The following is a 26,930-nucleotide window of genomic DNA, read 5'->3' as shown; positions in this document are numbered from 1 at the left end:
TCGAACCGGCGGTAGACGCCGGTAAATCAGAGCTCGCGCAAGGGCTCAAGCGGACAATTGTAAATGCAGTTGCGAACGTGCCGGCCCATCGCCGTCATGGCTGCCGTCGCCGGCAGGGTCGCGGTCCTGCTGTGCGGACGGCAACAAGCGTGCACGCTCGATAGTGTCGAGATAGTCGCTCGTCACGTCACCGGTGATGTAGTTGCCGTCAAAACACGAGGCCTCGAAATCAAGCAGCGCCGGGTTGATGTCGCGCACCGCCTGCTTCATGTCCTCGAGGTCCTGGTAGACCAGGTGGTCGGCGCCGATCAGCCGCGCGACTTCCTCGTTGGTGCGGCCGTGCGCAACGAGTTCGCTGCGCGTCGGCATATCGATGCCATACACATTCGGGAAGCGCACGGGCGGCGCGGCCGATGCGAAGATCACCTTCGTCGCGCCCGCATCGCGCGCCATCTGCACGATTTCCTGGCTCGTCGTCCCTCGCACGATCGAGTCGTCGACGATCAGCACGTTCTTGCCCTTGAACTCGACACCCATGGCGTTGAGCTTCTGGCGCACCGACTTCTTGCGCACGGCCTGTCCGGGCATGATGAAGGTGCGGCCGACATAGCGATTCTTGAAGAACCCTTCGCGATACTCGACCCCGAGCTTGTTCGCGACCTGCATCGCGGCAGGCCGGCTCGAGTCGGGAATCGGCATGACGACGTCGATCTCGACGTGGGGCAGTTCACGCTTGATCTTCTCGGCGAGATAGTTGCCCATCAACAGCCGTGCGTTGTAGACCGGCACACCGTCGAGCACCGAGTCCGGACGCGCCATGTAGACGAATTCGAAAATACACGGATTGAGCGTCGGCTTCGCTGCGCACTGGCGGCTCGTCAGATTGCCTTCGAGGTCGATGTAGATCGCTTCGCCCGGCAGCAGGTTGCGCACGAACTCGAAACCGACACCTTCGATCGCGACCGACTCGGAAGCGACGATCCACTCCGTGCCTTGCGCAGTCTCCTGCTTGCCGAGACACAGCGGGCGAATGCCGAACGGATCGCGGAACGCCAGCAGGCCGTAGCCAGCGATCAGCGCAACGATCGCATACGAACCCTTGACCCGGCGATGGACACCGCCGACCGCGTTGAACACCGTGTCCGGATCGAGCGACAGACCCGAACTGGTCAACTGGAGTTCGTGCGCGAGCACGTTCAGTAGAACTTCGGTATCGGAGTTGGTATTCAGGTGGCGGCGGTCGATCCGGAACATCTCCTCCTTCAACTGTCGCCAGTTGGTGAGGTTGCCGTTGTGCGCGAGGATGATCCCGTATGGCGCGTTCACGTAGAACGGCTGGGCCTCCTCTTCGCTCGACGCGGAGCCTGCGGTCGGATAACGAACTTGTCCGATGCCGGTGTTACCCGGCAGCGATCGCATGTTGCGCGTGCGGAACACGTCGCGGACCATGCCGTTCGCCTTGTACATATGGAAGTTGCTGCCGTTCGCCGTAGCGATGCCGGCCGCATCCTGCCCCCGGTGCTGCAGCAGCAGCAAGCTGTCATAGATCAACTGATTGACAGGGGACTTCGAAACTACACCTACTATGCCGCACATGGCACGTCCTTCAAGTAAACCGAATCCTTTGTATCGCGCTCGCGGGACCTGCATGGCGCCGCGCACGTGACCGCTCAATAGTGCACATAGGCTGCCAATGCGTCCGGCAACAGCGGTTTCAATCCGCGCACGCCCTGTTCCGCATAGGGCCGCAGCAGTCCGTCGCGCCAAAATTCATGCTGGGGCAGCGTCGTGAGACCCGCCAGCGCGACCAGCAGCAGGACCAGCAGAACCCCGCGCGCGAGACCGAAAACCATCCCCAGCGAGCGGTCCACCGCGCGCAGTCCGGTCGCCTCGGTGACCTGGTTGGCGAGTGCCGCCAATACCCCGATCACCAGCATCGTCGCGACGAACAGCAGTCCGAAGGCTAACAGCAATTGCGTCAGTTCGCCGCCCGGCCAGTTCGGAGGAATCCATCCCGCCACCACGCCGACGTAGTGCCGCGCGACCAGAAACGCCACCACATAGCCCGCCAGCGCGAACAGTTCGGACAGCAGTCCGCGCCATAATCCTCGCAGCGCCGACAAGCCGATCACGATCAGCACTGCGAAATCGAAGCCCGTCAACATCGATCGAGCGCCCCGGTCAGGATTGTCGGCTAAAACGCATCGGCATGCTCACTACTGGCTTGCCGCGGACGCACTGGCATCCGTCGGAGCATCGACCGAACGCACCTTGCGCACGGCGGCCTCAGCGGCCGCCCGATCGGCAAACGGGCCCGCACGGACCAGCACCCGATCGCTTCCGTCATCCTGGCGGATGTGCTGCACATAGGCGGGCACACCCGCCGCTTTCAACCGGGTCACCCAGGCTTGCGCGGGTGCGTCGGCCGCGAACGAACCGATCTGCACGACAAAATGACTGCCAGCCGGCGGTGCATCGTTGGCCGTCGGCGCCTTCGCCGTGGTCTTGCGGCTCGCCGCCGTATCGGCGTTGCTGGTCTTGCCTGTCTTGTCCGTGGCGGTGCCGGCGGTATCCGACGCGCTGGCCGCAGCCGTCGAATTACCCGAAAAAGTGGAATTGCCTGAATCGGCTGGCTTGCCCGAAGCCGCGGACTTCGCGCCGCCCGACTTCAAACCGTTCTCCGCGCCTGGATTCGCCGCGGCGCCCTTGGAGTCTGGCGCGGTGCTGTTGGCGGTGCTCCGCGTCGCGGCATCCGTGGCCGCGGACGAGTCGTCGCTGTCGCCGCCATCGCCGGCCGCCGATTCGTAGGCCGCCGTCGAGCTTTGCGCGGGCGCGGCCGGTGCGGGCGCTTCGTCATGCGCGGGAATTTCGATTGCGATGCCGTCGGTCGTCGGCCTGGGATGGGAGTCGAGCACCATCGGCAAGATCACGACGGCCGCCAGCACAAGCGCGATTGCACCGATCAGCCGCCGGCGCGCACGCTGCTTCTCGGGCAGGGTCGGATCGAGCATGTTCGCGTCGGCGGGCTCACCGCGACGGCGGCGGCGCAACCCCTCGCTCGCCTCCATCCGTTCGGCTCGTTCGCTTCGCCGGTTCGCGCGCCCGGAGCCAGCGCCGGATGCACTGTTGCCACGCCCCGACGTCGTTGAGGCGTCTTTGTTGCCGAAGGAGAAAAGTCCCATATTGGCTGCGCGGATCCCGTCGGGGGAGTCAGTGATGCTGGAGCTTTCGGTAGGCCATGACATCGGCTACCGTGATGTGTGATCCGAAAACCACGATTCTATCATTCTCAGTCGCAATTTCTTGCGCCGCGGCGAAAGCCGATGCGGCCGTGTCGAAGGTCTTAACGCCCTCGTCCGTACTCTCGATGACACCCGCATCGCGCAAATAGCCTTCAAGTGCGGCGGCGCTGGCCGCGCGCGGCGTCGGCAGATCCGTCACAAACCAGAAGTCAATCTCGTCCTTGAGATGGCGCACGATGCCCGCGATGTCCTTGTCCTTCATCGCGCCGAACACGGCATAGGTGTACGGAAAGTAGCCCATATTGCCGAGATTCTGTGCGAGCACGGCCGCCGCATGCGGATTGTGCGCGACATCGAGAATCAGTTGCGGCTTGCCCGGCACGACCTGGAATCGACCCGGTAGTTCGACCGTCGCGAGGCCGAGCCGGACATCCTGCGCCGAGACCGGCAAGCGGTCGCGCAGCGCTTCGAGCGCGGCGAGCGCCGCGGATGCGTTGAGCAACTGGTTTGCCCCGCGCAGGGCCGGATAGGCGAGCGCCGGGCGCTTTTGCGCGCGGCCCGTGTAGGTCCATTGCTGGCGTTCGGCACCGGGCTGCGCATCGTAGCGGAAGTCGCGGCCGACGAGCCAGAGGTCCGCACCGATCTGCGCCGCGTGGTCGATCAGCGTCTGCGGCGCGAGCGGATCGCCGCAGACGGCCGGCCGGCCGGCGCGGAAAATCCCGGCCTTCTCGTAGGCGATCTTCTCGCGTGTGTCGCCCAGATAGTCGGCATGGTCGATGTCGATGCTCGCGATAATCGCGCAGTCGGCATCGATGATGTTGACCGCATCGAGACGCCCGCCGAGCCCGACTTCCAGAATCACCGCATCGAGCCCCAAGCTTGCGAACAGATGCATGATCGCAAGCGTCGTGAATTCGAAGTACGTGAGGGTGACCGGCTCATTGCCTGACTCACGCAGGCTCAGCCGCGCAGCTTCAACGATCTCGAAATGTTCGAGCAGAGCCTCGTCGCTCGCGTCCACACCGTTCAGGCGTGCGCGCTCGTTGAACGAAAGCAGATGCGGAGAAGTATGGCAGCCGACCTTGTAGCCCGCGCGCAACAGGATCGTCTCGAGCAGGGCACAGGTCGAGCCCTTGCCATTGGTTCCGCCGACCGTGAAGACGGGACAGTCGAACTTCAGGCCGAGCGCATCCTTGACCTTACCGATCCGGGTCAGGCCCATGTCGATGCCAACCGGGTGCGCGGTTTCAAGATGCGTGAGCCAGTCGGCCAGCTTTGCGAAGGTAGTCATGAGCGTAAAAAACAAGCGCGGCCGGGGCCGCGCTTTAGGAATCATCGCCGGCACAGCGTGCCGGCGTGCCTGGTCCAGGCCAGGGGATTCAGGCCACCGCGTCGGCCGGCAGACGCGTGAGCAGCGCGAGCAGGCGTGCGATTTCCTCGCGCATCTTGCGGCGGTCGACGATCATGTCGATCGCGCCCGATTTCAGCAGAAATTCTGCACGCTGGAAACCTTCGGGCAGCTTTTCGCGAACCGTCTGTTCGATCACGCGCGGACCCGCGAACCCGATCAGCGCCTTCGGCTCCGCGATCACGACGTCGCCGAGAAAGGCGAAACTGGCCGACACCCCGCCCATCGTCGGGTCGGTCAGCACCGAGATGAACGGCAGCTTCGCGTCGGACAGGCGCGTGAGCATCGCCGTGGTCTTGGCCATCTGCATCAGCGAGAGCAGGCTTTCCTGCATCCGCGCGCCACCCGAGGCCGTCACGCAGATGAACGGCACTTGCTGCTCGAGCGCATTCTGCGCACCGCGCGCGAAGCGCTCGCCGACGACCGAGCCCATCGAGCCGCCCATGAACGCGAATTCGAAGCAGGCCACCACCACGGGCAGCGTGTGGATTGCACCACCCATCACGACCATCGCGTCGGTTTCGCCGGTCTCGTCCATCGCTTCCTTGAGACGATCGGTGTACTTGCGGCTGTCCTTGAACTTGAGCGGGTCGACCGGCACCACTTCCTGGCCGATCTCATAGCGGCCTTCAGGATCGAGCAAGGCGTCGAGCCGGGCCCGCGCGTTGATCCGCATATGATGGTCGCACTTCGGGCAGACCGAGAGATTCGCCGCGACGTCAGTCCGGTACAGCACCGATTCGCACTGCGGGCACTTGATCCACAGCCCTTCGGGAATGCTCTTGCGGCTTGCCGGATCGGTTTGCTTGATCTTCGGCGGCAGCAGTTTGTCGAGCCAGCTCATTAAAACTCCTTGATGGTCGCATCGGCCAGGCGGCCGGTGCGCCGCGAGCAGGCGCGCTCGCGGGCAAATCGGGTACGGTGCTCAGGCGGGCGAGATCAGGTCGGCAAGATCGTGCCGGCCCTCACGCCGCCACGGTCCCGGGTAGCTCGTCTAGCGCATGCCGCACGCCGGCGATGAAGTCCGTCAGCGTCTGCGCGGCGTTTTCGGGCGCCGCCTCTTCGAGTAATTGTACGATCCGGCTGCCGATCACAACAGCGTCCGCATGCGCGGCGACATTCTGCGCGGCCTGAGCGTCGCGAATACCGAACCCGACCCCAACCGGAATCGATACCCGCGATTTGATGGCCGGGATTTTACTCGCGATACTGGAAACGTCCAGATTTCCGGCACCGGTTACCCCCTTGAGGGAGACGTAATACACATAGCCGCGTGCGATCTTTGCCACCGCGGCGATCCGGTCGTCGCCCGAAGTCGGCGCGAGCAGGAAGATCGGATCGAGTCCGTGTTTGGCAAGCTCCGAGGCGAATTCATGCGATTCCTCGGGCGGATAGTCGACCACGAGCACGCCGTCGACACCGGCTTCGGCGGCCGCCTTCGCGAACGTCTCGACACCCATGCGCTCGATCGGGTTCGCATAGCCCATGAGCACGACGGGCGTGCGCGCATCATCCTTGCGGAAGGTGCGCACATCGTCGAGCACGCGGCGCAACGTCACGCCGCGCGACAGTGCGCGCTCGGAGGAGCGCTGGATCACCGGGCCGTCGGCCATCGGGTCGGAAAACGGCACGCCGAGCTCGATGACGTCGGCGCCGCCCATGGCGAGCGCGTGCATATATTCGACCGTACGGGCCGGTTCGGGATCGCCCGCGGTAATGAACGGGATCAGGCCCTTGCGGCCCTGGGCGGCAAGCGCGGCGAAAGTGTTCTCAATTCGGGACATGATGAGGGATCTCGGCAATTCGTTGTCGGGCGACCGCGTGATAGTCGGCGTTGATCTCATAGCCGACAAAACAGCGCCCATGCTTTGCGCAAGCGACGGCGGTGGTGCCGCTCCCCATGAAGGGATCGAGCACCGTGCCTCCGGGCGGGCAACTGGCCAGCACCATCCGCTCGATGATCTCGAGCGGTTTCTGCGTCGGATGATCGACCCGTTCGGCATGCTGGCGGTGCAGTCGCGAGACCGACCAGATGTCCTTCGGGTTGTAGCCGATCTCCAGCCACTTGCTGCCTTCGAAAATGCGTCGCGAGCGCGCCTTTTTGGTTGCCGCGTCGTAGGGGATGCGTACCGGGTCGAGGTCGAAGTAGTAGTCCTTCGACACCGCGAACAGGCCGATATTGTCGTGCACCGAGGTGAAGCGCCGTGTCGTGCCGCCCATGCTGGGCACGCGGCGATCCCAGACGATCTCGTTGACCATCGTGAGCCGCGTCTTCAGATAGCTGAAGATCTCCGGCGCGTATTGCCAGGTGCAGAAAATATAGAGGGAGCCGCGCGGCTTGAGCTTGGGCATCGCGAGGTCGAGCCAGCCGCGCGTCCAGGCGAGAAAATCCTCGCCCGAACGCATGTCCGAGTCGTTGCCGTAGTCCTTGCCGAGTCCGTACGGCGGATCGGCCACGATCAGGTCGAACGACCGGTCGGGCAGTTTGACCCCATCGATCAGGAAGTCGCGGTGGTGCAGCAGCATCGACGGCGTGTCGGTGGCCACGGCCCCTGCTTCCCTGAGCGCGACGCCGGCCGCCGGCGAACCGCCGGCGGCCGGGTTGCCCGTCTCACGCAAATCGTCACGCATCGACATACGCGCGGCGGCTCAGAGTTCGATGCCCGCGCGTTCGGCGACGGTATGCATGTCTTTGTCGCCTCGGCCGGACAGGTTGACGAGCAGGACCTTGTCACGCGGCAGCGTCGGGGCAAGCTTCGCCGCATACGCGATCGCGTGACTCGACTCGAGCGCCGGAATGATGCCCTCGATCCGGCACAGATTGTGAAAAGCAGCGAGGGCCTCGTTATCGGTGACGCCGACGTAAGTCGCGCGACCCGAATCCTTGAGCCATGCATGTTCGGGACCCACGCCCGGATAGTCGAGCCCCGCCGACACCGAGTGCGTCTCGATGATCTGACCGTCCTCGTCCTGCAGCAGGTAGGTCCGGTTGCCGTGCAGCACGCCCGCCGAACCACCCTGCAACGAGGCCGCGTGACGGCCGGTTTCGAGGCCGTCGCCGTTCGCCTCGACGCCGATCAGCTGAACCTGCTCGTCCTCGATATACGGATAGAAAATCCCCATCGCGTTCGAGCCTCCGCCCACGCAGGCGATCACCGCATCGGGCTGACGTCCGATCATCTCGGGCATCTGCACCTTGCACTCGTCGCCGATCACGCGCTGGAAGTCGCGGACCATCATCGGATACGGATGCGGACCCGCAACCGTGCCGATGATGTAGAAGGTGTTCTCGATATTGGTGACCCAGTCGCGCATCGCTTCGTTGAGCGCATCCTTGAGCGTCTTCGAGCCGGACTCGACCGGCACGATGGTCGCGCCGAGCAGCTTCATCCGATAGACATTGGCCGCCTGGCGGCGGATGTCTTCCGAGCCCATGTAGACCACGCACTCCATGCCGAAGCGCGCGGCAATCGTGGCCGTCGCGACGCCATGCTGGCCCGCGCCGGTCTCGGCGATCACGCGCGGCTTGCCCATGCGGCGCGCAAGCAGGGCCTGGCCGATCACGTTGTTCACCTTGTGGGCGCCCGTGTGGTTCAGGTCTTCGCGCTTGAGATAGATCTGCGCGCCGCCGAGCATCTCGCTCCAGCGCTGCGCATGATAGACCGGCGAAGGCCGGCCGACGAAATGCTTGAGCTCGCGCTGGTATTCGGCGACAAACTCGGGTTGGTGCTGGTACTTCTCGTAGGCTTGCCGCAGCTCGTCGAGTGCGTGAATCAGAGTTTCGGCAACGAAAATACCACCGTACGGGCCGAAGTGGCCGCGCTCGTCAGGCAGGTTGTACATGGTCTGGCTCCGTCAGGGGGCCGCGCGGGAGAGACGGGAGGACCGGCACGATGCCGCCGCTCATGAGCCACGGGCTTCCCTGTGGAAAGTCCCGGGCCCGAGGGCATGCACGATACCTGTCGATCTGTTCCGGCGTCGGCCTCAAGGCTTTGAAAGTGGGCTGTCGAGTGAACCGGCATCCGCTTCGCGCACCGCGCGCACGAATGCCGTCATCCTGGCGTGATCCTTCACGCCCCTGGCGCCCTCGGCTTCGATGCCACTCGAGACATCGACAGCGTACGGACGCACGCGGGCAATGGCCTCACGGACGTTTTGTGCGTTCAAGCCACCACTTAAAACGGCCCGACGCGCGAGCTCTGCGGGAATGATTGACCAATCGAACACCTTTCCGCCGCCGCCGTACCCGTCGACATGCGCATCGAGCAGCAAGCCGTGTGCGGCAGCATAGTTGACGGCCGATTCTACCAAATCGGCGGGCGTCGAATCCATTTTCACGCGGATCGCCCGCAGCCAGGGCAGGCGCACCGCCGTCGCGAGGGCCGCGCAGCGCTCTGGGGTTTCGTCACCGTGGAACTGGAGCACGCCGAGCGGCACGGCTGCCGTGACCTCGCGCAACAAGGCCTCGTCGGGATTCACGAACAGGCCGACGATCGTCACGAAGGGCGGCACGTGGCGCGCGAGCTCCGCGGCGCGCGCGATGTCAATCGCACGCGGGCTCGGCGGGTAGAAGACCATTCCGATCGCGTCCGCGCCGAGCGCGACCGCATGCTGGACGGTCTCGACTCGCGACAAGCCGCACAGCTTGATGCGCGTGCGCATGGGAAAGGATTCGGGAGGTTCGGACACGGCATGCAATCCGGCCAAGCCAGGTTCGCCTCGCGAGGCGGCCGATGCAGAGGCAGAGGCCAACGGTGGCGTCGACGAAGCCGGGGACGTCAGAGGGTCCATATATCGCTCCATGGCTCGCTTCCGAGGTTCGGTTCGGGCAGTTCGAATTCGGCCGGATAACCGACCTTCGCCAGATACAGCCCATCGGGCATGAAGGTTGGCGAGGCCGCCTTGCGGTCGCGCACGGCCAGCACCTCGCTTGCCCATTCGGGGCGCTGGCGGCCGCGTCCTATCATGAGCAGGCAGCCCATCAGATTGCGCACCATATGATGGAGGAAAGCGTTCGCGCGAAAGCGGAAATGAATGAACGAACCGCGCGGCTCGATATCGATTTGATGTAGTCGCTTGATGGGACTCTTCGCCTGGCATTCGGAAGAACGGAACGACGTGAAGTCGTGCGTGCCGACCCACTGCGCGGCGGCCGCCCGCATCGCCTCGACGTCAAGCGGCATGAACACCCAGCCCGCTCGGCCCGTGAGCATGGGCGAGCGCACCGGATGGACATAGAGCACGTAGTAGTAGGTCCGCTCGAAAGCGGCAAAGCGTGCATGGAAGGTGTCGCTGACCGGCTTCGCCCACTGGATCGCGACGGTCTTCGGCAGGAAGGCATTGATGCCCCTGACCCATGAGAACGGCTCGCGCTCGAGCTCCGTGTCGAAATGAACCACCTGCCCCAATGCATGGACGCCGGTGTCGGTACGGCCCGCGACGACCGTCGGTATCGGCACGGTCGTGAAGCCCTTCAACGCGCGCTCGAGTTCGTCCTGCACGGTCTTGACGTGCGGCTGCGACTGCCAGCCGCAGAAAGCCGAACCGTCGTATTGCAATCCTAATGCGATGCGCATCGCCCTACCCTTCAGGCCAACGTCGCGAGCAGCGCCTGTGCGCGTTCGCGAGTGGCCGGATCTTGCGTGGCGAGCACTTCGTTGAGCAGGGTACGCGCGCCGGCACGGTCGCCAAGGTCGATATATTCGGCAGCGAGGTCGAGCTTGTTGCGCGCGATCATGGCGAGATCGTGCGACGTCGGGCTCGAGCCGGGCGCGGCCGCATTCGGTGTCAGCTCGAGGTCGAAGTCGAAGTCGAGCTTTAGAGCGCCGAAATTCGGCGCGCCAGTGCCCGATGTCACAGCCGGCGGCACGCTCGCCGCACTGGCATCCGCGGCATGACTCGGGCCGCCATCGCCGCTGCGCGCGACGTCGTCATGCGCACCGGACAGCGCATCATGGAACGGCGCTCCGGTGTCGGACGCCGTACCCGGTGCAGAATCCAACTCTGCATTCAACCCGGTGTCCCGCTCTCCACTCAGCCCACTACCCGCCCCCGCGCCGAGCCCCGCGACCGAGCCGGCACCGGTCGTGCCATGTTCGATTTCATCGGCTACCAACGGGGCCGGTTGATCCGCGTCGGTCAGCCCAAGCGGCAGCCGTTCATGGGGTTCGGACACTGGCACATGAGCGGGCGGCGTCGCTTCGGGCAAGAAGGATGAGGTGGCATCACTCGAGCGCGAGGCATCGTCCCGCGTGGGGTCCGGCGCGACTGCAGCAGGATCCGACACCGGTGTCGCGGCCTCGAGCGAAGGCACTTCCGGCAAGTCGAGGTCGACCTCGGGAAGCGGCTTCGCGACGCCCTTGTTCGCATCGTGTGCCGATTGGTAGGCCGCGTAGGGGTCGTCCGCATAGAGCGGATTGTCGCGATCGATGCCACGCCCCATGCCAGCGGCACGCTGCCAGTCGGGCCCTTCGCCATCGGTCAGTTCCCATAGCTCATTGGCCAGCTCTTCGAACCGCGTGACTTCACGGCGATGCGCGTGCATTTCGAGCAGGCCGAGCAGCAGTCCGGCGTCGTACGGCGCACGTGCTTCCTCGACGAACATGCGGCGCTGCGGGTCGTGAGTCGGCAGACCGCCGGTCGCGCCCTCCTCCAGGGAGAACGGCGGCTCGGCTTGCGGCTGACGTCCTTCATCGGGTTCATCGATGTCTTTGTGGACTTCGGCGTTGGCTTCAGCTTCAGCCTTGACTTGGGCTTCTGCATCTACTCCAGCTTCACCTTCCGACTCTGATTCGGCTTCGCCGGCAGAATCGCCTTGCGAACCGGAAGACGGTGCCTGCGCGGCATAGGCGGCGCTTGCCGCGATGCCGGCAATCGCAACGCCCGCGCCCGCGGCCGTCTGCGCTTCGTCGTCTAAACGAGGATGCGCTGGAACGCTATCCTTGCTCTCCTCCGTGCCGTCGCCGTGCGGGCCTCCCGTGCCTAATGGCAAGTCCGGCGGCGCAGCATTCGCTGCCGGCTCGCGTCTGCGTGCCGGCAGGCAGATCCAGATCGCAAGTGCCACGACGATCAGGACGACGATCAAGGCGGGAATCGCGAGCGGTCCCTGCAACGGACCCGTCTGCGGCCGGGGTGTGACCCGCGCGGCGGCGGGCGGTGCCGCGGCGGAAGGCGATGAAGCGGTGAGCTCCGTGGTGGCCGGCGCCGATGCGTGCGGACCGAGGCCATGGGCCTGCAAGGCCGCAAGCACGCGGTTCTTCAGTTGCAGAAGTTGCTGGAGGCTCGACACATTCTGCGATTGGGCCGGACCGCTTGCGCTCGCGTCGGAAGCGGACGGCGGCGGCGCGGGCGGCGGAGCAATCGCTCCGGTCCACGCACGCGTACCCGAGGCGACGGCCGTCGCGGACGCGCTTGCGGCGTCGCTCGCGGCAGCAGTGATGGCCGGAACCGACGAGCTTGCGGTGGTAGAAGAGGCGGCGTCAGAAGCGCCGCCTTCATTCGAGGCGGAAGCAATCATGGCGACGCTAGCCACAGCGGCGGTCAAAGCCGGAGCCCCCGCCACTGACGCGGCGCCAGGTGTGGCCGACGCACCTGCGGCCATCACATCGGCCGTTGCAGAAGCGCCTGCTGCGGCCGCGGTGAACGGCATCGACGCCTCTGCCGACGTGGACGACGCGTGAGCCGTGGCTACGGAAGCTGAAGAGACGGACGAGGTTCCAGAGGCTGCGTGCTTCGATGAACCCGACGTGCTCGCGGTCACAGCCGATGCCGGTCTGCCGTGCAAATGGGGAACCTTGAGCACGGCCCCAATCTTCAGACGATTTGGATCATTTGCAAAGAACGCATCGGGATTCGCGGCGTACAGCGCATCGGCCATTTTCTGCTTGACCGTGGGGTCGTTCGAATGCGTGAGTTCGCCGGCGATATCGGTCAGCCACTGCCCTTTCTGCACCTCATAGTGATCGGGCATCGGAGGCTCGTTGCTCGCCTCGGAGGCGGCCGCGCCGCCCGACCCTTCAGCCGCATGGGCCGCGTGAGAGGAAGCGGGCGGGCGCTGGGCCTGCGCATTCAGCGACATCGCGGCCAGCACCGCGATCGACCACGTGAACACCGTGGACTTCCAGGATGGCGGCGCCACGAGGCTGCGCACCAGTCGGTCTAACACGATCATCACACTCCCGGACAAGGCACCGTTCGCACCTCGTAAGATCGCAGCGTCTGCCACGACTGTCAAAGTTCTAATAAAAAAGCGCCGCGCGAACGCGGCGCTTCTATTGCGCCAAGGAAACGCCACAGCGTACCTGCGTCTGCGAGATTAGCACGAGGCCAAACCGATCGGGCATTCCGTCTTGCCCGAGCGATCGTGTCATCGTACCGCTCCCGTGTCAGGCATAGACATGCGCAGCGCGCGTGCCCGCTGTCTGTTCGGCATCGAGCAGGATGCGCAGCATACGCCGCAGCGGCTCCGCCGCGCCCCACAGCAGCTGGTCGCCGACGGTAAATGCCGACAGATACTCGCCGCCCATCGCGAGCTTGCGGAATCGGCCGACCGGCACATGCAGCGAACCCGTCACAGCGGTCGGGGTGAGATCGCGAATCGACGCGTCGCGCGTATTGGGCACGACCTTGACCCAATCGTTACCCGAAGCGACGATGCTTTCGATTTCGTCGAGCGGTACGTCCTTCGTGAGCTTGATGGTCAACGCCTGCGAGTGGCAGCGCATCGCGCCGATGCGCACACACAGGCCGTCGACCGGCACGCTGCCGGGCTCGCCCATGGCGGGCTTGCCGAGAATCTTGTTCGACTCGGCGCCGCCCTTCCATTCTTCCTTCGACATGCCGTTGCCAAGGTCCTTGTCGATCCACGGAATCAGCGAGCCCGCGAGCGGCACGCCGAAATGGTCGACCGGCATGTCCGCGCCGCGCATCGTGCCGATCACGCCGCGGTCGATCTCGAGAATCGCCGACGCCGGGCTTGCGAGCTGCCCGGCGACCGACGCGTGCAGCGCGCCCATCTGGCTCAGCAGTTCGCGCATGTTCTGCGCGCCCGCGCCCGAGGCGGCCTGATAGGTCATCGCGGTGGTCCATTCGATGAGATTCTCGCGGAACAGACCGCCGAGTGCCATCAGCATCAGGCTGACCGTGCAGTTGCCGCCGATGAAATTCTTCACACCCTTCTTGAGGCCGTTCCTGATGACGTCGAGATTGACCGGATCGAGCACGATCAATGCATCGTCGTTCATCCGCAGCGACGAGGCCGCGTCGATCCAGTAGCCATTCCAGCCGGCCGCGCGCAGCTTGGGGAACACCTCATTGGTGTAGTCGCCGCCCTGGCACGTAATGATCACATCGCATTTGCGAAGCGCGTCGATGCTCATCGCATCCTTGAGCGTAGTCTCGTTTTTGGCGAACGACGGTGCCGCGCCACCGGTATTGCTGGTGCTGAAAAACACCGGCTCGATCAGTGCAAAATCGTTTTCTTCCTGCATGCGCTGCATCAGGACCGATCCCACCATGCCACGCCAACCTACGAGACCCACAGTCTTCATTTTCTCTCACTCGCTTCGCATTTCGTCACATGAGCTACATCCGCGCAGCTTGCGCTACAGCCCGCAGTATCGCCGACTTGAGCCGCCTGCCGCGCAAACTTGCGGCAAACCAACATAAAAAAGCCAAAAAATAACCCAAAACCCTGACGTGTGGGTAGCGGGCCACTCACCGGGAAAGCTCGATATGGCACCTGCCGCCACCGCCCACAATTCGCTGCCCGCTATTCGCCCAATACGCCCCCCCCCGCATCGCCCAAAAACGACAATGGCCGCTGCCTCGACTCGCAGCGGCCACCGTCGGACGGCTTTGCTGCTAGAGCGCGGCGACCACCGCCGCGCCCATCTCGCGCGTGCCGACTTTCTGCGTGCCGGCTTCCCAGATGTCGGGCGTGCGCAAGCCCTGGGCCAGCACCTTCTTGACCGCGGTCTCGATGCGGTCGGCCTGCTCCGTCTTGCCAAGCGAGTAGCGCAGCATCATCGCGGCCGACAGGATGGTGGCGAGCGGATTCGCGATGCCCTTGCCTGCGATGTCCGGCGCCGAACCATGCGACGGCTCATAGAGGCCCTTGTTGGCCTTGTCGAGCGAAGCCGAAGGCAGCATGCCGATCGAGCCGGTCAGCATCGCCGCCTGATCAGACAGGATGTCGCCGAACATATTGCCGGTCACGACCACGTCGAACGACTTCGGCGCCTTGACGAGCTGCATCGCCGCGTTGTCGACGTACATATGCGAGAGCTCGACGTCCGGATACTGTTTCGAGACATCGATCATCGTGTCGCGCCAGAGCTGCGAGGTCTCGAGCACGTTCGACTTGTCGACGCTGGTGAGCTTGCGGCTGCGTTTCTGCGCGGCCTGGAACGCAACGTGAGCGATGCGCTGCACTTCGGGCACGCTGTAGCGCATCGTGTCGAAGCCTTCGCGCGCACCCGCGAACGGGCCGTCCGGCGCTTCGCGCACGCCGCGCGGCTGACCGAAATAGATGTCGCCGTTCAGTTCGCGCACGATCAGGATATCGAGCCCCGACACGATTTCGGGCTTCAGCGACGAAGCACCGGCCAACTCCTTGTAGAGAATCGCCGGACGGAAATTCGCGAACAGCTGCAGGTGCTTGCGCAGACCGAGAATCGCCTGTTCGGGACGCAGCGCGCGTTCGAGGCTGTCGTACTTCCAGTCGCCGACGGCACCGAACAGGATCGCATCGGCAGCCTTGGCCAGCGCGAGGGTCGAGTCGGGCAGCGGGTGCCCCTGCGCCTCGTAACCCGCACCGCCGACCGGCGCTTCCTCGAGCGTGAACGACTCGCCGAGCGCGTTCAACACATTGACGGCTTCCGCCACGATTTCCGGACCGATGCCGTCACCCGGCAAGACTGCAATCTTCATGAATGTCGCTTCCTGTACGCTTTATTTTGCTTGGCTAGGTGAAGGGGCTCAGCGGGGCAGCCGGTTGGCAAGCCAGGGCTGCCGCACCAGGCGTTCGGCTTCGAACGCGCGGATCTTGTCCGCGTGACGCAGCGTCAGGCCGATGTCGTCGAAGCCGTTGAGCAGGCAGTACTTGCGGAATCCGGCGATCTCGAACGGATATTCGCGGCCGTCGGCGGCACGCACGACCTGCGCTTCGAGATCGATCGTCAACTGGTAGCCCGGAAACGCGAAGATCTCATTGAACAGGTGATCGACCTGCTGCTCGGTCAGCACGATCGGCAAGAAGCCGTTCTTGTAGGAGTTGTTGAAAAAGATATCGGCGAAACTCGGCGCAATGACCGCGCGGAAGCCGTATTGCTGGAGCGCCCACGGCGCATGCTCGCGCGAGCTCCCGCAGCCGAAGTTCTTGCGTGCGAGCAACACCGAGGCGCCCTGGTAGCGCGCCTGGTTCAGCACGAAATCCGGGTTCAGCGGACGCTTCGAGTTGTCCGCGCCGGGGACGCCTACGTCGAGATAGCGCCATTCGTCGAACAGGTTCGGACCAAAGCCCGTACGCAGGATCGACTTGAGGAATTGCTTCGGGATGATCGCGTCGGTGTCGACGTTTTCGCGGTCGAGCGGGGCCACGAGGCCCGTGTGAACGGTAAACTTGTCCATGATCAGCTTCTGAAAAATCTTCCGGTCTAGAGAACGTCAATCGCTGTGAAAGGCGGTGTGGATCTTGTGACCCACGGTCTTCGCGCCACTGGCGATCGCATGGCCCGCGGCTTTCGCGCCGTTGCCGATCGCGTGGCCCGCGGACTTCGCACCGTCCTTGATGCCGTGCGCCGCCGACTTGCTGTCTCGCTTGATCGCATGGCCGGCCTCGACGCTCTTGTCGCCGATCTCGTGACCGGCCTTTTTCGCATCGGCACCGATTTCATGGCCGGCCGCCTTGGCATCGTCGACCGGATGCACGTCGGCATGCGCGGCGGACCCGGCAACGAGACCCGCGATCAGCGAGACGGACGCGAACAGCCCCGCCAGGCGAATCTCGAATCCCAAACGACCTTGCTTTGGCTCCGTCTTCATCAGTGATTCTTCACAAAAGAGATTAGCCCAGCTTGCGGATGTCGACGAAATGCCCTTCGATCGCCGCCGCAGCCGCCATCGCCGGACTCACGAGATGCGTGCGCCCGCCCGCTCCCTGCCGCCCTTCGAAGTTGCGGTTCGAGGTCGAGGCGCAGCGCTCGCCCGGCTCGAGGCGGTCGGAATTCATCGCGAGGCACATCGAGCAGCCCGGCTCGCGCCATTCGAAACCCGCGTCGGTGAAAATCTTGTCGAGACCTTCGCTCTCCGCCTGCTTCTTGACGAGGCCCGAACCGGCGACGACCATCGCCAGCCGGATATTCGGCGCGACCTTGCGGCCGAGCTTGCGCACCACATACGCGGCGGCGCGCAGATCTTCGATGCGCGCATTCGTGCACGAGCCGATGAAGATCTTGTCCGGATGAATGGCCTCGATCGGCGTGTCGGGCGAGAGCGCCATGTACTGGAGCGCGCGTTCGATCGCCCCGCGCTTGATCGGGTCTTTCTCGCGTTCGGGATCGGGCACGCGTCCGTCGATCGACACCACCATTTCGGGCGAGGTGCCCCAGCTGACCTGCGGCTTGATCTCCGCGGCATCGAGTTCAACGACTCGATCGAAATGCGCACCCGGGTCGGATACAAAACCGCGCCAGATCGCAGCGGCCTGATCGAACTCGACACCGCTGGGCACGAACGGCCGGCCCTTCAGGTAGTTGATCGTCGTATCGTCGACGGCCACCATGCCGGCGCGCGCGCCCGCTTCGATCGCCATATTGCAGATGGTCATGCGACCTTCCATGCTCAGCGCACGGATGGTCGAACCGCCGAACTCGATCGCATAGCCAGTTCCACCGGCCGTGCCGATCTTGCCGATGATCGCGAGCACGATGTCCTTGGCCGAGCAGCCGCGCGGCAGCGTGCCTTCGACCTTGATGAGCAGGTTCTTGCTTTTCTTCTGCAGCAGCGTCTGCGTGGCCAGCACGTGCTCGACCTCGGAGGTGCCGATGCCATGCGCGAGCGCGCCGAAGGCGCCATGCGTCGACGTATGCGAGTCACCGCAGACAATCGTCATGCCGGGCAGCGTCGCACCCTGCTCAGGTCCGATGATGTGGACGATGCCCTGGCGGACGTCGTTCATCTTGAACTGCGTGATGCCGTACGCGTCGCAGTTGTTGTCGAGCGTATCGACCTGCAGTCTCGAGACCGGATCGGCGATGCCTTCGGCACGGCCCGTGGTCGGCACGTTGTGATCGGACACGGCGAGGTTCGCGCTGATGCGCCAGACCTTGCGCTCCGCTACCCGCAGACCGTCGAAGGCCTGGGGGCTGGTCACCTCGTGCAGCAGTTGCCGGTCGATATAGAGAATGGTGGTGCCATCGTCCTCGGAATGGACGACATGCGAGTCCCACAATTTGTCGTAGAGCGTCTTCGCCATGGTCATCTTCACTACAAAGCGGCGCGTAAGCGCCGGTGGGGAATCTTTTATAAGCTGGGCATCCGGTGGCCGGGTATCAGGCCTCGCGTGCCATGCACCTGCTCGTCGAGTCAAGCATCTCGCAGCGTTGACGAGGCGGATGTTCTACCCTTCCTGTCCTGGTACCCAGCGGTCCATTAGTTGATTATGCCACAAAGGCTCCCACTCAACTTACGTCAAAGAGCATCTAAATTTGCTCAATACGACGCCTTCTCTGGTATTTTTAGTACCAGGATATGAATTACCCGACATCGTTTTTATGCAGCGGCTTCGGTCATGACCCTGCTCCCGATCCGGTTGCGCACCACCCAGATCCCCGCACCCAAACAAAAAAAGGGGTACCCGAAGGTACCCCTTTTTCACCAATGCCGTGCTGTGCGGCTTAGCGCTGTGCGATCGGCTTTGCCTTGCGCGGCTTGTCGCCGATGAACAACTGGCGCGGACGGCCGATCTTCTGGTCCGGGTCGCCGATCATCTCGTTCCACTGGGCGATCCAGCCGATCGTGCGGGCCATCGCGAAGATGCAAGTGAACATCGACGTCGGGATGCCCAGCGCGCGCTGGACGATACCGGAGTAGAAGTCGACGTTCGGGTAGAGCTTGCGCGACACGAAGTATTCGTCTTCGAGCGCAATCTTCTCGAGCTCCATCGCGAGCTTGAACAGCGGATCGTCGTGCAGGCCGAGCTCGTTGAGCACTTCGTAGCACGTTTCGCGCATGAGCTTCGCGCGCGGATCGTAGTTCTTGTAGACGCGATGGCCAAAGCCCATCAGCTTGACGCCCGAATTCTTGTCCTTCACCTGCTTGATGAATTCAGGAATCTTGTCGGCCGAGCCGATTTCCTCGAGCATGTTCAGCGCGGCTTCATTCGCGCCGCCGTGGGCCGGGCCCCAGAGACACGCGATGCCGGCTGCGATACACGCGAACGGATTCGCGCCCGACGAACCCGCAAGACGCACGGTCGAGGTCGAGGCGTTCTGTTCGTGGTCCGCATGCAGGATCAGGATCCGGTCGAGCGCGCGCACGAGCACGTCGTTGACGACGTACTCTTCACACGGATTCGAGAACATCATCCGCATGAAATTGGCCGAGTACGACAGGTCGTTCTTCGGGTAGACGAAGGGCTGGCCGATGTTGTACTTGTAAGCCATCGCGACGAGCGTCGGCAGCTTCGCGATCATGCGGATCGCCGAGACTTCGCGATGATGCGGATCGCTGATGTTCAGCGAATCATGGTAGAACGCCGACAAGGCGCCCACGCAGCCCGTGAGCACGGCCATCGGGTGTGAATCGCGGCGGAAGCCCCGGAAAAACAGGTGCATCTGCTCGTGAACCATCGTGTGGCTGGTCACGGTGCTCACGAACTCGGCCTTTTGCGCTTCGGTCGGCAGGTCGCCCTTGAGCAGCAGGTAGCAGGTTTCCATGAAGTCGGCCGAGACGGCCAGGTCTTCAATCGGATAACCGCGGTACAGGAGTTCGCCCTTGTCGCCATCGATATAGGTGATCGCCGAGTTACAGGCGGCCGTCGACATGAAGCCCGGGTCATAGGTGAACTTGCCGGTCTGGCCGTACAGCTTGCGAATATCGATAACGTCCGGACCCATCGTTCCTTGGTAGATCGGCATTTCGACGCTGGGCGAATTGTCGCTGAACGATAGCGTGGCTTTTACTTCGGACGGAGTCATAGGGGTCCTCTATACGAACATGGGAATTTCAACAGGAGCGCAGAAGTGCCAGGATGTGCCGGGTCGCCGGATTGGTGAGTTCGCCCTCGGGCTCGGCACGCGCCATCAGCAGGTCCATCAACTCGTTGTCGGACAGCTCGAGCAGGGCGGTCAGCGCGCCGACGTCGGCATCGCTTAGGTTCTGCTCGTAGCGCTCGAAGAACCGCTCGAAAATCAGATCGTTCTCCAGCAGGCCACGTCGCGCGCGCCAGCGCAGGCGTGCACGGCGGTGAGGATCGGCCTGATGTTCCGAAGCGGTCGGTTCGTTCATACTAAACCGCACGACGAACCATGAGTTCCTTGATCTTGCCGATCGCCTTCGTCGGATTCAGCCCCTTCGGGCAGACGTCGACGCAGTTCATGATCGTGTGGCAACGGAACAGGCGGTAGGGGTCTTCCAGGTTGTCGAGCCGTTCGCCCGTCGCTTCGTCGCGCGAATCGGCGATGAAGCGATAGGCCTGCAGCAGGCCGGCCGGACCGACGAACTTGTCGGGATTCCACCAGAAACTCGGGCACGAGGTCGAGCAGCTCGCACACAGGATGCACTCGTAGAGGCCATCGAGTTCTTCGCGCTGTTCAGGCGACTGCAGACGCTCTTTCTCGGGCGGCGGCGTGTCGTTGATCAGGTACGGCTTGATCGAGTGGTACTGGTTGAAGAACTGCGTGAAGTCGCAGATCAGGTCGCGTACGACGGGCAGGCCTGGCAGCGGACGCAGCACGATCTTGGACGGCAGCTCGTTCAGGTTGGTCAGACAGGCCAGACCGTTCTTGCCGTTGATGTTCATCGCATCCGAACCGCACACGCCTTCGCGGCACGAACGGCGGAACGACAGGGTCTCGTCGATCGACTTCAGGCGGATGATCGCGTCGAGCAGCATGCGGTCGGACGGGTCGAGATCGACCTCATACGTCTGCATGCGTGGCGCTGCGTCCCGGTCCGGATCGTAGCGATAGATTTCAAAAGTACGTTTTGCCATGATGGAATCCTGTGGGTCGCCAGTGCGTCAGAAGGTACGGGCTTTGGGCGGAACCGAATCGACAGTCAGCGGTTTCATCTGAACCGGCTTGTAGTCGAGGCGATTGCCCTCTCGGTACCAGAGCGTATGGCGCATCCAGTTCTCGTCGTCGCGGTGTTCGTTGTCGCGCAGGGCATGCGCGCCGCGGCTTTCCTTGCGTGCATCGGCCGAGACCATCGTCGCCTTGGCGACTTCGATCAGGTTCGCGAGTTCGAGGGCTTCGACACGCGCGGTGTTGAACACCTTCGACTTGTCCTTGAGGTGCACATTGTCGACGCGCGAAGCGATCTCGTTGATCTTCGTGACGCCTTGCGCCAGAAGTTCGGAGGTACGGAACACACTCGCATGCGTCTGCATCGTGTTGCGGATGTCGCCCGCGACAACTTGCGTGTATTCGCCCGAGGTCGAACTGTCGAGCTTCGCGAGTCGGGACAGCGCGAAGTCGGCCGCGTCGGCGGGCAGCGGCTTGTGCGAACCGAGTTCCTCGATGTGCTTGACGATGTGGTTGCCGGCCGCGCGGCCAAACACCACGAGGTCGAGCAGCGAGTTCGTGCCCAGGCGGTTCGCGCCGTGGACCGACACGCACGAGCATTCGCCCACGGCGTAGAAGCCGTGCACCGGCGCCGACGGGTCGCCATTCTTGCCGACGACCTGACCGTGGATATTGGTCGGGATGCCGCCCATCTGGTAGTGGATCGTCGGCACGACCGGAATCGGTTCCTTGATCGCGTCGACGTTTGCGAACTTCAGCGCGATTTCGCGAATCGACGGCAGGCGCTTGAGAATCGTTTCCGCGCCGATATGCGACAGGTCGAGATAGACATAGTCGCCATTCGGGCCGCAGCCGCGGCCTTCCTTGATTTCCTGGTCCATCGAGCGCGAGACGAAGTCACGCGGCGCGAGGTCCTTGAGCGTCGGCGCATAGCGCTCCATGAAACGCTCGCCGTTCTTGTTGCGCAGGATCCCGCCTTCACCGCGCACGCCTTCGGTGATCAGCACGCCCGCGCCGGCCACGCCGGTCGGGTGGAATTGCCAGAACTCCATGTCCTGGAGCGGCACACTCGCACGCGCGGCCATGCCGAGCCCGTCGCCCGTGTTGATGAACGCGTTGGTCGACGCCTGGTAGATGCGCCCTGCTCCGCCCGTTGCGAACAGCGTGCACTTCGCTTCGATGATGTGGACTTCGCCCGTTTCCATTTCGAGCGCGACCACGCCGAGGACATCGCCTTCAGCGTCGCGGATCAGGTCGAGCGCCATCCATTCGACGAAGAAGTGCGTGCGCGCCTCGACGTTGCGCTGGTACAGCGTATGCAGCAGCGCGTGACCGGTCCGGTCCGCGGCCGCGCAGGCGCGCTGCACCGGCTTTTCGCCGTAGTTCGCGGTATGGCCGCCGAACGGGCGCTGGTAGATCGTGCCGTCGGGATTGCGGTCGAACGGCATACCCATGTGTTCGAGCTCGTAGACCGCATTCGGCGCTTCACGGCACATGAACTCGATCGCATCCTGATCGCCGAGCCAGTCGGAACCCTTGATGGTGTCGTAGAAGTGATAGTGCCAGTTGTCTTCGCTCATATTGCCGAGCGAGGCGCCGATGCCGCCCTGTGCGGCAACCGTGTGCGAGCGCGTCGGGAACACCTTCGAGAGCACCGCGACGGAGAGGCCGGCGCGCGCGAGCTGGAGCGAGGCACGCATACCGGAGCCGCCCGCACCGACGATGACCACGTCGAACTTGCGACGCGGCACGGAATTCTTGATTGCAACCATGCTATTAAACTCTCCAGAGAATCTGCGCTGCGTAGGCCGCACAACCGAGCAGCCACAGAATCGTCAATGCGTGCAACGTAATGCGCAGACCCATCGGCTTGACGTAGTCCATCCAGATATCGCGGACGCCGATCCAGGCGTGATAGAACAAGCTCAGCAGGGCCACGAAGGTCGCGAGCTTCATCCATTGCAGCGCAAAGATGCCTGCCCAACCTTCATAGGAGAAATTGCTCGCCGCGAAGAACCAGACCACGAGGATCACGGTGTAGACCGCCATCACGACAGCCGTCAGGCGTTGCAGCAGCCAGTCGCGCAGCCCGTAGTGGGCGCCGACGACGAGGCGCTTCGAGCCGATTTTTTGTTTGGGTTGGTAAGCGTCTGCCATCTCAGAAGGCTCCGAACAGTTTAAGCGCGATCGCAATCGTCAGCAGCGTCGAGAGCACCAGCACGATGGTCGCGGTATTGCGTGAGCCTTCCTTGCTTACCGCGGTATGGGTATCGAGCAGCAGGAAGCGCAGGCCCGCGAAGAAGTGAAACGAAAACGCCCAGGCGATCACGAGGACCACCAGCTTGACGATGATGTTGGAGGCGAAACTCTTGAGGGTGTCGAAGCTGATCTCGGAGGTGAGACTTTGTTCAAACAGGTACAGCGAGAACGGCAGCAGGAGGAACAACAGAATGCCGCTGACACGATGCAATATCGATACCTTGCCCGCTAGCGGTAGACGGTAATGCGCGAGCTGCCCTATACCGATGTTCCGGAATTCCGGTCTCGTTTTTTTAACGGCTTCAGCCATACTAGACCCCATTGGTGTTACGTCAAGCCGCGATTTTAGCGCCATTTGATGGCGCACTGCACCGTAGGCAGCCTCGCGGCAAGGCTGATACGGGACGCTCGGCGCGCGCTTCGCGCACTGACCGCAATTTCGACTAATAAAGTGGCAATTTCATTGCCCCACCGGTTTAGACCAGGGCCCAGCCCCACCTCCCAACCGGCCTTCAACTCAAGTCATTCTGATAAAAATACTGCGTCGTCACATACCATCCGCGCCGCACCTCGACGGGCCGGTCGCCGTATGTGTATGACACGCGATCGACACTGAGCAGCGGAAAGCCCGGCTCCACCTGCAGAAGTTCCGCGACCGGCGGGTCCGCGGCGACCGCGCGGATCTTCTCGGAGGCGCGGATCATCCGGGTCCCGAACTCGGTCTCGAACATCGCGTACAACGGTCCCGCATAACCGGCCAGCCGCTCGAGCGTCAGGCCCTTGAACATTGCACCCGGAAGCCAGATCTCGTCGAGCACGATCGGCGTTTTCTCGAATTCCATCACGCGCCGGATCAGCACGGCGGGGTCCGCCGGCTTGAGTTCGAGCTGACGCGCAATCTCGGCCGGCGCTCGCAGTCGCCGGCACTCGACGAGCCGACTGTCATGCACGAGCGAACCCCCGTCATCGGGCAGCAGGCGCAGAAAGCGGAACTGTACTCTGTCTTCGTTGTGCGTCGCAACGAAGGTACCCTTGCCCTGACGCCGTACCAGCAGGTTTTCCGCGGCCAGCTCGTCGATCGCCTTGCGTACCGTGCCCTGGCTGACCTTGTACCGCGCAGCCAGTTCGACCTCACTGGGAATGAGCTCGCCGGGCTTCCATTCGCCTGTCTCCAGACCCTGGGTAATGAATGCCTTGATCTGCTGGTATAAAGGGCTGAAGGTGGGCGAACGCGCGCCCGCTCCCTCCCCGCGGTCGTTTCCCGCAGGTGGTTGAGTCGAGTTGAGCGGATTCGAAGTCATGGCCGGATTTTTTCACAGAGCCATGAAGTCGTCTACAAGAATTCCCTTCCGTCATATGTCTTATATAAGACATAAGATACGGTTAGATACGGTTGACTTTGGTCGAAGCGACTCCTACACTCGCACCGGCTTGCGTTGCGCGGAACCTCTGATGCACGGGTTGGATGCAATCTGTCATGAAGGTCCGGCGACAGCCGATTAAACTACTGATTTTTCGCCGTCGTTCTGTCGTGCGGACGTGTTCGCCGATGGCCTGCGTGCCTGTCACGCGGCTATCCCGATGCCGGCCACGACGTTGCGCCGGTCGCTCACGTACCGTCCTGGAGAACATACATGGCTAAAGCCGCAAAGCGCGTTGCCGTCACCGGCGCCGCCGGCCAAATTGCGTACTCGCTGCTGTTCCGCATCGCCAACGGCGATCTGCTCGGCAAAGACCAGCCGGTCATCCTGCAATTGCTGGACCTGCCGCAGGCTCAAGCCGCCGTCAAGGGCGTCGTGATGGAACTCGAAGACTGCGCGTTCCCGCTGCTTTCGGGCGTCGTGATCACCGACGATCCGAAGACGGCCTTCAAGGATGCCGACGTCGCACTGCTCGTGGGTGCCCGCCCGCGCAGCAAGGGCATGGAGCGCAAGGACCTGCTGACCGCCAATGCCGAGATCTTTACCGTCCAGGGCCGCGCGCTCAACGACGCGGCAAGCCGCGACGTCAAGGTTCTGGTGGTCGGCAACCCGGCCAACACGAATGCCTATATCGCCATGAAGTCGGCACCCGATCTGCCGAAGAAGAACTTCACCGCGATGCTGCGGCTCGACCACAACCGCGCGCTTTCGCAGCTCGCCGCGAAGTCGGGCAAGCCAGTCGCCTCGATCGAGAAGCTCGCCGTCTGGGGCAACCACTCGCCGACCATGTACCCGGATTTCCGCTTCGCCACCGTCGAAGGCCAGCCGCTCAAGCCGCTGATCAACGACGATGTGTGGAACCGCGACACCTTCATCCCGACCGTCGGCAAGCGCGGCGCGGCGATCATCGAAGCACGGGGTCTCTCGTCGGCCGCTTCGGCTGCCAATGCGGCGATCGACCACGTGCATGACTGGCTGCTGGGCAGCAACGGCAAGTGGGTGACGATGGGCGTGCCTTCGGACGGTTCGTACGGGATTCCCGAAGACATCATCTACGGCGTGCCGGTCACCACCGAGAACGGCGAGTACAAGCGCATCGAAGGCCTCGAGATCGATGCGTTCTCGCGCGAAAAGATGGACTTCACGCTTCAGGAACTGCTCGAAGAGCGCGACGGCATCAAGCACCTGCTCGGCTGAGCCGGCTCGTGCACGACCGGAACCTCGCTGCCCGTCTTGACGGGTTCCGGCCGGGTTCCGGTCTTCTGGATTACTGACTACCATGACCCGCCCTCTCTCGCCCGCCCAGGTATTGTTCGACGGTGAAACGCCACCGGCTGTGCTGCCGCCGTGTGATCACTATGCGGGCAGCGAGAAACTGATGCGCCGTTCCCTGGCCCTGCAGCGCGAGCTCGGTCCGGTGTTCGACGTGACGCTCGACTGCGAGGACGGTGCCATGGTCGGTCATGAGGCGGCCCATGCCGAACTGGTCGCCTCGCTGCTCGGCTCCGAACACGACGCATTCGGGCGCGTGGGCATTCGCATCCACGATTTCCATCATCCCGCCTGGCGCGAGGACCTGCGCATCATCCTCGGCGCGGCGAACCGCGCGCCGGCCTATATCACGCTGCCTAAAGTCCGCCACGCGAGCGAAGCGGCCGAGATGTGCGCATATATCGAGGCACTGCGCCGGCGCGATGGCATTTCCCACGGGATTCCCGTGCATGTGCTCATCGAGACGCACGAGGCGCTCGCCGAGGTGTTCGCGATCGCCGCTCTGCCGCCTGTCGAGGCGCTGAGTTTCGGCCTGATGGATTTCGTCTCCGCCCACACGGGCGCGATTCCCGACAGCGCGATGCGCTCGCCGGGCCAGTTCGACCACCCGCTCGTGCGGCGAGCGAAGCTCGAGATCGCGGCCGCCTGCCATGCCTACGGCAAGGTACCCTCGCACAATGTGACCACCGAGATCCGCGACGCGGCGGTCGTTGCGAACGACGCGCGGCGCGCGCGTGAGGAGTTCGCGTACACGCGGATGTGGAGCATTCATCCCGCGCAGATCCTGCCGATCGTCGCCGCATTCACGCCGCGCGAAGACGAAATCGGACTCGCGGCCGAGATCCTGCTCGCTGCCCAGGCCGCCGGCTGGGGCCCGATTCGCCACGGCGACACCCTGCACGACCGCGCGAGCTATCGCTACTATTGGTCGGTACTCCGACGCGCTCATGCCGCGGCGCGGCCCTTGCCCGCTTCCGTCGGCGATTTCTTTTCAACATCGTTGGGTTCCGGCAAGTCAACACCGTCGAGGCCAGGCGATGAATCTTAAAATCAACCGGGTGAGTGCCCGAATAGGTCACAATAT

25 protein-coding genes are annotated in these 26,930 nt (G+C 63.6%); 2 read left to right on the top strand and 23 right to left on the bottom strand.

Annotated features, from left to right (window positions below):
- Positions 1-45 precede the first annotated feature (45 nt).
- From purF to HV670_RS10390, 23 genes are all read right to left on the bottom strand, one after another.
- Positions 46-1,596: an amidophosphoribosyltransferase gene (purF, locus tag HV670_RS10500; protein WP_175104720.1), complete on the bottom strand. Its 1,551-nt coding sequence runs from the start codon at positions 1,594-1,596 to the stop codon at positions 46-48.
- A 74-nt stretch (positions 1,597-1,670) separates the two neighbouring features.
- On the bottom strand, positions 1,671-2,165 hold the full coding sequence (locus HV670_RS10495; protein WP_175104719.1) for a CvpA family protein: 495 nt from the start codon (positions 2,163-2,165) through the stop codon (positions 1,671-1,673).
- Between the two features lie 51 nt (positions 2,166-2,216).
- Positions 2,217-3,068: an SPOR domain-containing protein gene (locus HV670_RS10490; RefSeq protein ID WP_343054385.1), complete on the bottom strand. Its 852-nt coding sequence runs from the start codon at positions 3,066-3,068 to the stop codon at positions 2,217-2,219.
- Positions 3,069-3,210: 142 nt separating this feature from the next.
- The gene (folC, locus tag HV670_RS10485) at positions 3,211-4,533 is read right to left on the bottom strand and encodes a bifunctional tetrahydrofolate synthase/dihydrofolate synthase (protein ID WP_175104717.1); all 1,323 of its coding nucleotides are present in this window, start codon (positions 4,531-4,533) and stop codon (positions 3,211-3,213) included.
- Between the two features lie 88 nt (positions 4,534-4,621).
- Positions 4,622-5,494, bottom strand: coding sequence for an acetyl-CoA carboxylase, carboxyltransferase subunit beta (gene accD, locus HV670_RS10480; protein WP_175104716.1), 873 nt, complete (start codon positions 5,492-5,494; stop codon positions 4,622-4,624).
- A gap of 121 nt (positions 5,495-5,615) precedes the next feature.
- Positions 5,616-6,434, bottom strand: a complete 819-nt coding sequence (gene trpA, locus HV670_RS10475; RefSeq protein ID WP_175104715.1) for a tryptophan synthase subunit alpha — start codon at positions 6,432-6,434, stop codon at positions 5,616-5,618.
- Positions 6,421-7,281, bottom strand: a complete 861-nt coding sequence (locus tag HV670_RS10470; protein ID WP_175104714.1) for a DNA-methyltransferase — start codon at positions 7,279-7,281, stop codon at positions 6,421-6,423. Before HV670_RS10470 ends, trpA begins: the two co-directional genes overlap by 14 nt.
- 18 nt (positions 7,282-7,299) lie before the next feature.
- Positions 7,300-8,493, bottom strand: a complete 1,194-nt coding sequence (gene trpB, locus HV670_RS10465; RefSeq protein ID WP_175104713.1) for a tryptophan synthase subunit beta — start codon at positions 8,491-8,493, stop codon at positions 7,300-7,302.
- Positions 8,494-8,634: 141 nt separating this feature from the next.
- Entirely contained in the window at positions 8,635-9,441 is an 807-nt protein-coding gene (locus HV670_RS10460) for a phosphoribosylanthranilate isomerase (RefSeq protein WP_175104712.1), read from the bottom strand.
- Entirely contained in the window at positions 9,429-10,226 is a 798-nt protein-coding gene (truA, locus tag HV670_RS10455; RefSeq protein WP_175104711.1) for a tRNA pseudouridine(38-40) synthase TruA, read from the bottom strand. The genes HV670_RS10460 and truA overlap by 13 nt, the downstream gene beginning before the upstream one ends.
- Before the next feature lie 11 nt (positions 10,227-10,237).
- Positions 10,238-12,820 carry a FimV/HubP family polar landmark protein gene (locus tag HV670_RS10450; RefSeq protein ID WP_175104710.1) on the bottom strand — a complete coding sequence of 861 codons (2,583 nt, stop codon included), beginning with the start codon at positions 12,818-12,820 and terminating at the stop codon, positions 10,238-10,240.
- A gap of 214 nt (positions 12,821-13,034) precedes the next feature.
- Positions 13,035-14,198, bottom strand: a complete 1,164-nt coding sequence (gene asd, locus HV670_RS10445) for an aspartate-semialdehyde dehydrogenase (protein ID WP_175104709.1) — start codon at positions 14,196-14,198, stop codon at positions 13,035-13,037.
- 313 nt (positions 14,199-14,511) lie between these two features.
- Positions 14,512-15,579 (bottom strand): 3-isopropylmalate dehydrogenase, encoded by a 1,068-nt coding sequence (gene leuB, locus HV670_RS10440; protein ID WP_175104708.1) that lies wholly within the window; start codon positions 15,577-15,579, stop codon positions 14,512-14,514.
- Between the two features lie 48 nt (positions 15,580-15,627).
- A complete protein-coding gene (gene leuD, locus HV670_RS10435) occupies positions 15,628-16,278 on the bottom strand; it encodes a 3-isopropylmalate dehydratase small subunit (RefSeq protein WP_175104707.1) in 651 nt (216 codons plus the stop codon).
- A 36-nt stretch (positions 16,279-16,314) separates the two neighbouring features.
- Complete coding sequence (locus HV670_RS10430) at positions 16,315-16,692, bottom strand: hypothetical protein (protein WP_175104706.1); 378 nt, start codon at positions 16,690-16,692, stop codon at positions 16,315-16,317.
- Positions 16,693-16,714: 22 nt separating this feature from the next.
- On the bottom strand, positions 16,715-18,124 hold the full coding sequence (gene leuC / locus HV670_RS10425; RefSeq protein WP_175104705.1) for a 3-isopropylmalate dehydratase large subunit: 1,410 nt from the start codon (positions 18,122-18,124) through the stop codon (positions 16,715-16,717).
- A 421-nt stretch (positions 18,125-18,545) separates the two neighbouring features.
- Positions 18,546-19,847, bottom strand: coding sequence for a citrate synthase (gene gltA / locus HV670_RS10420; protein WP_175104704.1), 1,302 nt, complete (start codon positions 19,845-19,847; stop codon positions 18,546-18,548).
- A gap of 28 nt (positions 19,848-19,875) precedes the next feature.
- A complete protein-coding gene (locus HV670_RS10415; protein ID WP_175104703.1) occupies positions 19,876-20,157 on the bottom strand; it encodes an FAD assembly factor SdhE in 282 nt (93 codons plus the stop codon).
- A gap of 1 nt (position 20,158) precedes the next feature.
- Positions 20,159-20,863 (bottom strand): succinate dehydrogenase iron-sulfur subunit, encoded by a 705-nt coding sequence (locus HV670_RS10410; protein ID WP_175104702.1) that lies wholly within the window; start codon positions 20,861-20,863, stop codon positions 20,159-20,161.
- Positions 20,864-20,890: 27 nt separating this feature from the next.
- Positions 20,891-22,666, bottom strand: a complete 1,776-nt coding sequence (gene sdhA / locus HV670_RS10405; RefSeq protein ID WP_175104701.1) for a succinate dehydrogenase flavoprotein subunit — start codon at positions 22,664-22,666, stop codon at positions 20,891-20,893.
- A 4-nt stretch (positions 22,667-22,670) separates the two neighbouring features.
- A complete protein-coding gene (gene sdhD / locus HV670_RS10400) occupies positions 22,671-23,051 on the bottom strand; it encodes a succinate dehydrogenase, hydrophobic membrane anchor protein (RefSeq protein WP_175104700.1) in 381 nt (126 codons plus the stop codon).
- Position 23,052: 1 nt separating this feature from the next.
- Complete coding sequence (gene sdhC / locus HV670_RS10395; RefSeq protein WP_175104699.1) at positions 23,053-23,463, bottom strand: succinate dehydrogenase, cytochrome b556 subunit; 411 nt, start codon at positions 23,461-23,463, stop codon at positions 23,053-23,055.
- Between the two features lie 202 nt (positions 23,464-23,665).
- Positions 23,666-24,454: a GntR family transcriptional regulator gene (locus HV670_RS10390; RefSeq protein ID WP_175104698.1), complete on the bottom strand. Its 789-nt coding sequence runs from the start codon at positions 24,452-24,454 to the stop codon at positions 23,666-23,668.
- Between the two features lie 333 nt (positions 24,455-24,787).
- On the opposite strand from HV670_RS10390, the gene HV670_RS10385 reads away from it, so the two are divergent.
- Positions 24,788-25,771 (top strand): malate dehydrogenase, encoded by a 984-nt coding sequence (locus HV670_RS10385; RefSeq protein ID WP_175104697.1) that lies wholly within the window; start codon positions 24,788-24,790, stop codon positions 25,769-25,771.
- Between the two features lie 82 nt (positions 25,772-25,853).
- Positions 25,854-26,894, top strand: coding sequence for an HpcH/HpaI aldolase/citrate lyase family protein (locus tag HV670_RS10380; protein WP_175104696.1), 1,041 nt, complete (start codon positions 25,854-25,856; stop codon positions 26,892-26,894).
- Positions 26,895-26,930: the final 36 nt, after the last annotated feature.

Origin of the sequence: Pararobbsia alpina (assembly GCF_902859895.1) — a bacterium.
Lineage (GTDB): Bacteria > Pseudomonadota > Gammaproteobacteria > Burkholderiales > Burkholderiaceae > Pararobbsia > Pararobbsia alpina.
Note: the sequence above shows the minus strand (reverse complement) of the source record. Positions and strands in the feature narration are given on the sequence as shown.